The organism is Chloroflexus sp., from assembly GCF_034435895.1.
Taxonomy (GTDB): domain Bacteria; phylum Chloroflexota; class Chloroflexia; order Chloroflexales; family Chloroflexaceae; genus Chloroflexus.
The window spans coordinates 1-4,766 of record NZ_DAOTWH010000125.1 but is presented as its reverse complement, the minus strand read 5'-3'; the positions used below and the strand labels follow the sequence as shown (position 1 = coordinate 4,766).

Below are 4,766 nucleotides of genomic sequence, written 5' to 3'. Positions count from 1 at the left end.
GCTCGCTCGGTTCCACGCTGCGCAGCGGGCCGCTGCGGGCCGGTTGCGCGCGCTGGCAGAACGCCAACGGGCTGCCAGTCTCCGTGAAGCCGATCTGTTCGATGCGCAGGCACTACTGGTAGAAGACGAAACGCTGACCGATGGCATCACCGCACTCGTGCTCGAAGGCGAACCGCTGACGCAGGCGATTCAAACCGTTGTCTCCCAGATGCAGGCCGTGCTAGCCGAACTAGATGACCCGTATTTGCGCGAGCGGGCGGCGGATATGGCGGCGGTCGGCCTTGAATTGCTGCGCGCGCTGGCTGGCGATCATGCGCCGCCACCCATGCCTCCCGGTGCAATTATTGTCGCCGATGATTTGACTCCGGCTGAAACGGTTGATTTGCCTCATCACGTGGCTGGGTTTGCCACCGCCGGCGGCGGCCCGACTGGCCATACGATCATTCTGGCCCGCGCGCGTGGGGTGCCGGCGGTCGTTGGCGTGGGCGAGGCGATCTTGCATGTGCCAGATGGAACGAGTCTGTTGGTCGATGGCGATGCGGCGACGGTGTTGATCGATCCTGATGAGGCGGCGTTGCAGGCGGCGCAAGAACGCATGGCGGCATTGCACGCTGCCCGGCAGCGGCGCGCGGCGTTGCGCGATCGGCCTAGCCAGTTGCGCGATGGCCGCCCGGTGGCGTTGTGGGCTAATATTGGCCGTCCGGCTGAGGCCCGGCTGGCGCGGGAGCACGGCGCAGAAGGGGTTGGGCTGTTTCGCACCGAGTTTCTCTTCCTCGATCGAGCGACGCCGCCTAATGAAGATGAGCAATACGCTGCCTACCGGGCAGTGTTGGCTGAATTGCCTGATTGTCCGATTGTGATCCGGACGCTCGATATTGGCGGTGATAAGCCGTTGCCGTACCTGCCATTACCACCAGAAGCGAATCCGTTCCTCGGCGTGCGCGGATTACGCCTCTCGATGCAGCGGCCTGATCTCTTCCAAACCCAATTGCGCGCCTTGCTGCGCGCGGCTGTTCACGGTGATATCTGGATTATGCTGCCGATGGTTGCGACGCCGGCTGATCTGGCATGGGCGCGCGCGCAGGTGCAGGAAGCGGCAGCGGCGTTGGCTGCAGCCGGCATTGATCATCGCCCTAATCCACCGTTGGGAGTGATGATCGAGACGCCGGCAGCCGCGGTGCTGGCCGATCAATTGGCGCGTGACGCCGCTTTCTTCAGTATCGGCAGCAACGATTTGGCCCAGTATACGCTCGCCGTCGATCGTGGCCATGCTACGCTGGCGGCGCGTTATCGCGCCGATGATCCGGCGGTGTGGCGGATGATCGAATTGGCTGCGCGCGCTGCGCGGCAGGCCGGTATTCCGATTGGTGTCTGCGGGGAACTGGGGGGCGATCCGGACGCAGCGCCGGCGTTGGTTGGCTTGGGTCTCAATGAGTTAAGTATGGCGCCGGCCAGCATTCCAGCCGTCAAAGAACGATTGGCCCAGATCACGTGGGCCGAGGCGCAAGCTGCGGCTGTGCAGGCGGTTGGGCGAGAGCCGTAAGCGCAGAGTGGCGCGGATAGAGGTGGCTAGAAACGCACGGGCAGGCTTCAAACCTGCCCGTACTGTTTGCACTCTTGCTGCTACGGCGCCACCCGCACGATGGCCGTGGTTTGCCACTGGTACGGATTGCCAATCTGATCAGTCGCGGTTGCCTGCACCGTGATCGGCGCGGCGCCAACTGGAATCGCGCCGGCGCTGAGCGGAATGCTCAACGTGTTGCCGGCTCCTGCCGCGACGAGCCCCGCATCAATCGTCATGACCGGCCCGCTGATGCTGCACGGGCCGGGAAGAGCAGCGCAGGCCCCCGCGCTAAAGCCGATCCCATTGGATAAGGTGATCGTCAGTTGGAGGTTGCGCGCTGCGCCGGCAGCCGGCCCGCTGGCTTGATTGGTGTAGGCAATGGTCAGAGTGGCGCTGCCGCCGGCGGTAACGGTCGTCGGGACAGGCGTTGCGTTCAGCGCCAATGCGGGGGCCGGCGGCGGGGTCAGATAGATTGGCACGCCGGTTTGCCCTTCCTGAATAAAGTAATTCTCGGCGGTAGAGTGGTTTGTACAGGTCACAATTCGCCACCACCCCGGTTGCGGTGATGCGATCACATCGCCGCCACGGGTGGTTGCCGTACCGTTGTTCCATTGCCCGTCAGCCGAAGCCGTACCGGCAATGCCCCCGGTCTGGCCGGTAGGATCATAGAGCGATCCGGGTGGATAGTAGCGCACCCATGCCCTGTTGGTGAGGTTGCCTTCGAGATCAAAGTTATGGAAGGTGACGCTGCTCAGGCCCGGCGCCACATATTGGTAGAAGGTGGTGCAAACCGGCGTTCCCGGCGGATGGCGCAGCGTCTGGCGCAAGATGCCCTGCGTGATCTCATCGCCACTGCCGGGGAGTCCATCGAGGTCGCTGGCCGGTGCGCCGCTGCCGGCCCAGCCGCTGCGCATGGCCCAGCCGTTGGTGTCGTTGTTGGGTACGCTGGCCTGCAAGATATAGACACCGCACGGCGTAGGATCGGGAATGCCCGCTAGGTTTACCCATGTGGTGGCATCGCCGGTGTTCGGCGCATAGTTGGCGCTCGTGACTAACGTCCCAATGGTGGGCGGATAACCATTGCTTGCTTGCCAGCCGTCCGGCATACGGTACAAGGCATACGTCGTCGTTTCCGCCGCATCACGGATTACGTCAAACGGGTTTGCGGCCGGATTGATCGATGGGCTGAGCAGTTCAACCGCTAGCCTGCCGGTAATGCCGCACGGCACATCGATCCGCACTAGCGAAGCGCCTTCGTTCACACCGTAGAAGTTCCACCCGAAGGCGGTATAACTTGGGCCGGCTGTTTGCAACGCGGTCGGATTTTGGGTCAACAGCGCCGGGTTGGTATCAATGATCGTGACCGTAGCCGTGGCCGGATCACCCAGTGTCGCACCGTTTGGCCCGCTGATCGTCACGATGATCGTCTCTAGCGGCGCCTCAGCAGCATTGTTGTTCCAGAGCGGGATCGTAAAGCTCTGGCTCGTCACGCCGGGGACAAATGTGAGCACCCCGCTGACCGGCGCATAGTCGTGCGCAGCAGTCGAGCCATCGCCAGGTTGGGCTGTGCCCCCCGCCACCGTTGCGTAGGAAACTGTGACGGGCGTGGCCTCAGCGCGGCTAAGCGTCACCGTGACCGTAGCGACGCCATTGCTCTCGTTGACGAAGAACTCATTGCTGGCAAAGCGCACCGCCGGCGGATCATCGTCGCGGATCGTGCCAATTCCCACACCATCGGCAATCACGACCGTCTCGTCGCTGGCGAAGATGCTCGGCTGGCCGGGCAATGTTGCGCGCGGGTTGCTCAGATTGATGATGAAGAATTCATCGGCTTCCGGTAAGGTGTCACCGATGATGCCCACCGGTAGAGTAACTTGCAACTGGCCAGCGGGAATGGTCAGTGTGCCGGCAATGACGTTGTAATCAAATCCGGCGGCGGCAGTGCCGTCAATGGTCACATAATCAACTCGCACATCGCGATCGGAGACGCGGTTGAGACTGACAATGAAGTTGCCGTTGGCAACGCCGCTGTTGCCTTCTAGCCGGATGACATCGTTGATGCTAATGCGCACCGGTTCGTTATCGCGGTTGATAACGTTTCTGTTGATTGGCGCAAGTCCGTTGTAGAATGGGTCAGTGCTCATCGCCGGCGCAAATTGCACTGTAAACGGTTGGTGTCCATCGTCGAGCGTGTCATCGACTCCGCTGACGATCAAGATCGCATCAGTATTCCAGCTCGTATCATCAAAGATGATGCTGTTCGGTGTCACGCTGCCCTCAGCCGGATTGCTCACCGAGATGTTCAGTTGCACCGGCGCGGTGGGTTGGCTGGCGAGCCGGATTTGGAACGTCACGCTGTCGCCGTTTTCCGAGACGATGAACGGCGCCGGTGGTGGCATAACAATGAAGCCGGGCAGGTCGTTGTCGAGAATCGTCAGCTCGACTGCCGGCCCGATCAGGCCATCGTAGAACAGATCGGCGCTGGTTGCCGTGTGCGGCAGCAAGATAGTTTGGGTCGCTTCGGCAATGTTGTCGTCGGGCACAAAGATCGTGACGAACTGCGGCGTGCTCCAGTTGGCCGGTGTAAAGGTAAACGTTGCCACTGCCATACCGTTGATCAACGCTACTCCCTGACCATTAATCGTAACGGCAACATTGCCGGTTGGCTGCGTCGCCAACTCGATGGTATAACTGGTGCTGCTGCCTTCGGTGACGGTAAGGTCGGCGGCGCTAGGAATGATCCCCGGAATATCGTCATCAACCACCGTGACCGGCAGCCCAAGGCTGAGGCCGTCGTAGGCCGGATCGAGGCTGATCGTGGTGTGCAATACAATCCGATTACGCGCCGCTTGCGCGATTTGATCAACATCAGGTTCCAGCACACTGATCGTCTGCGGCGTGTTCCAATTGGCCGGGGTGAAGGTAAGGGTTGCGGTAGGGTTGCCATTAATCAACAGGAAGCCTTGCCCGTCAATGGTTACAATCACATTTGCAGACGGTTCGTTGGTGAGCGTGATAGCGTAGCTGCCGGGTGAACCTTCGACGATGGTCAGCGTGGCCGGGTTAAAGGCAAGACCGGCGTTATCATTCTCGACAATCGTGACGATCAGCGGCACCGGCGGTAATGCCGCGTAGCTCGGGTCGCCACCGCCGGCAACGTGAAGCAGCGTGATGTCGTAGCTCGTTCCCACCGGAGCTTCGT

General features: G+C 61.5%; 2 protein-coding genes. One reads left to right on the top strand and one right to left on the bottom strand.

Going from position 1 to position 4,766, the window contains the following annotated elements:
- Positions 1-1,543 (top strand): phosphoenolpyruvate--protein phosphotransferase (gene ptsP, locus U9R81_RS07425; protein ID WP_322494862.1); only part of this gene is annotated, 1,543 nt, incomplete at its 5' end.
- Positions 1,544-1,623: 80 nt separating this feature from the next.
- On the opposite strand, the gene U9R81_RS07420 is transcribed toward ptsP, so the two are convergent.
- A partial coding sequence (locus U9R81_RS07420) for a Calx-beta domain-containing protein (protein ID WP_322494861.1) occupies positions 1,624-4,766 on the bottom strand: 3,143 nt, incomplete at its 5' end.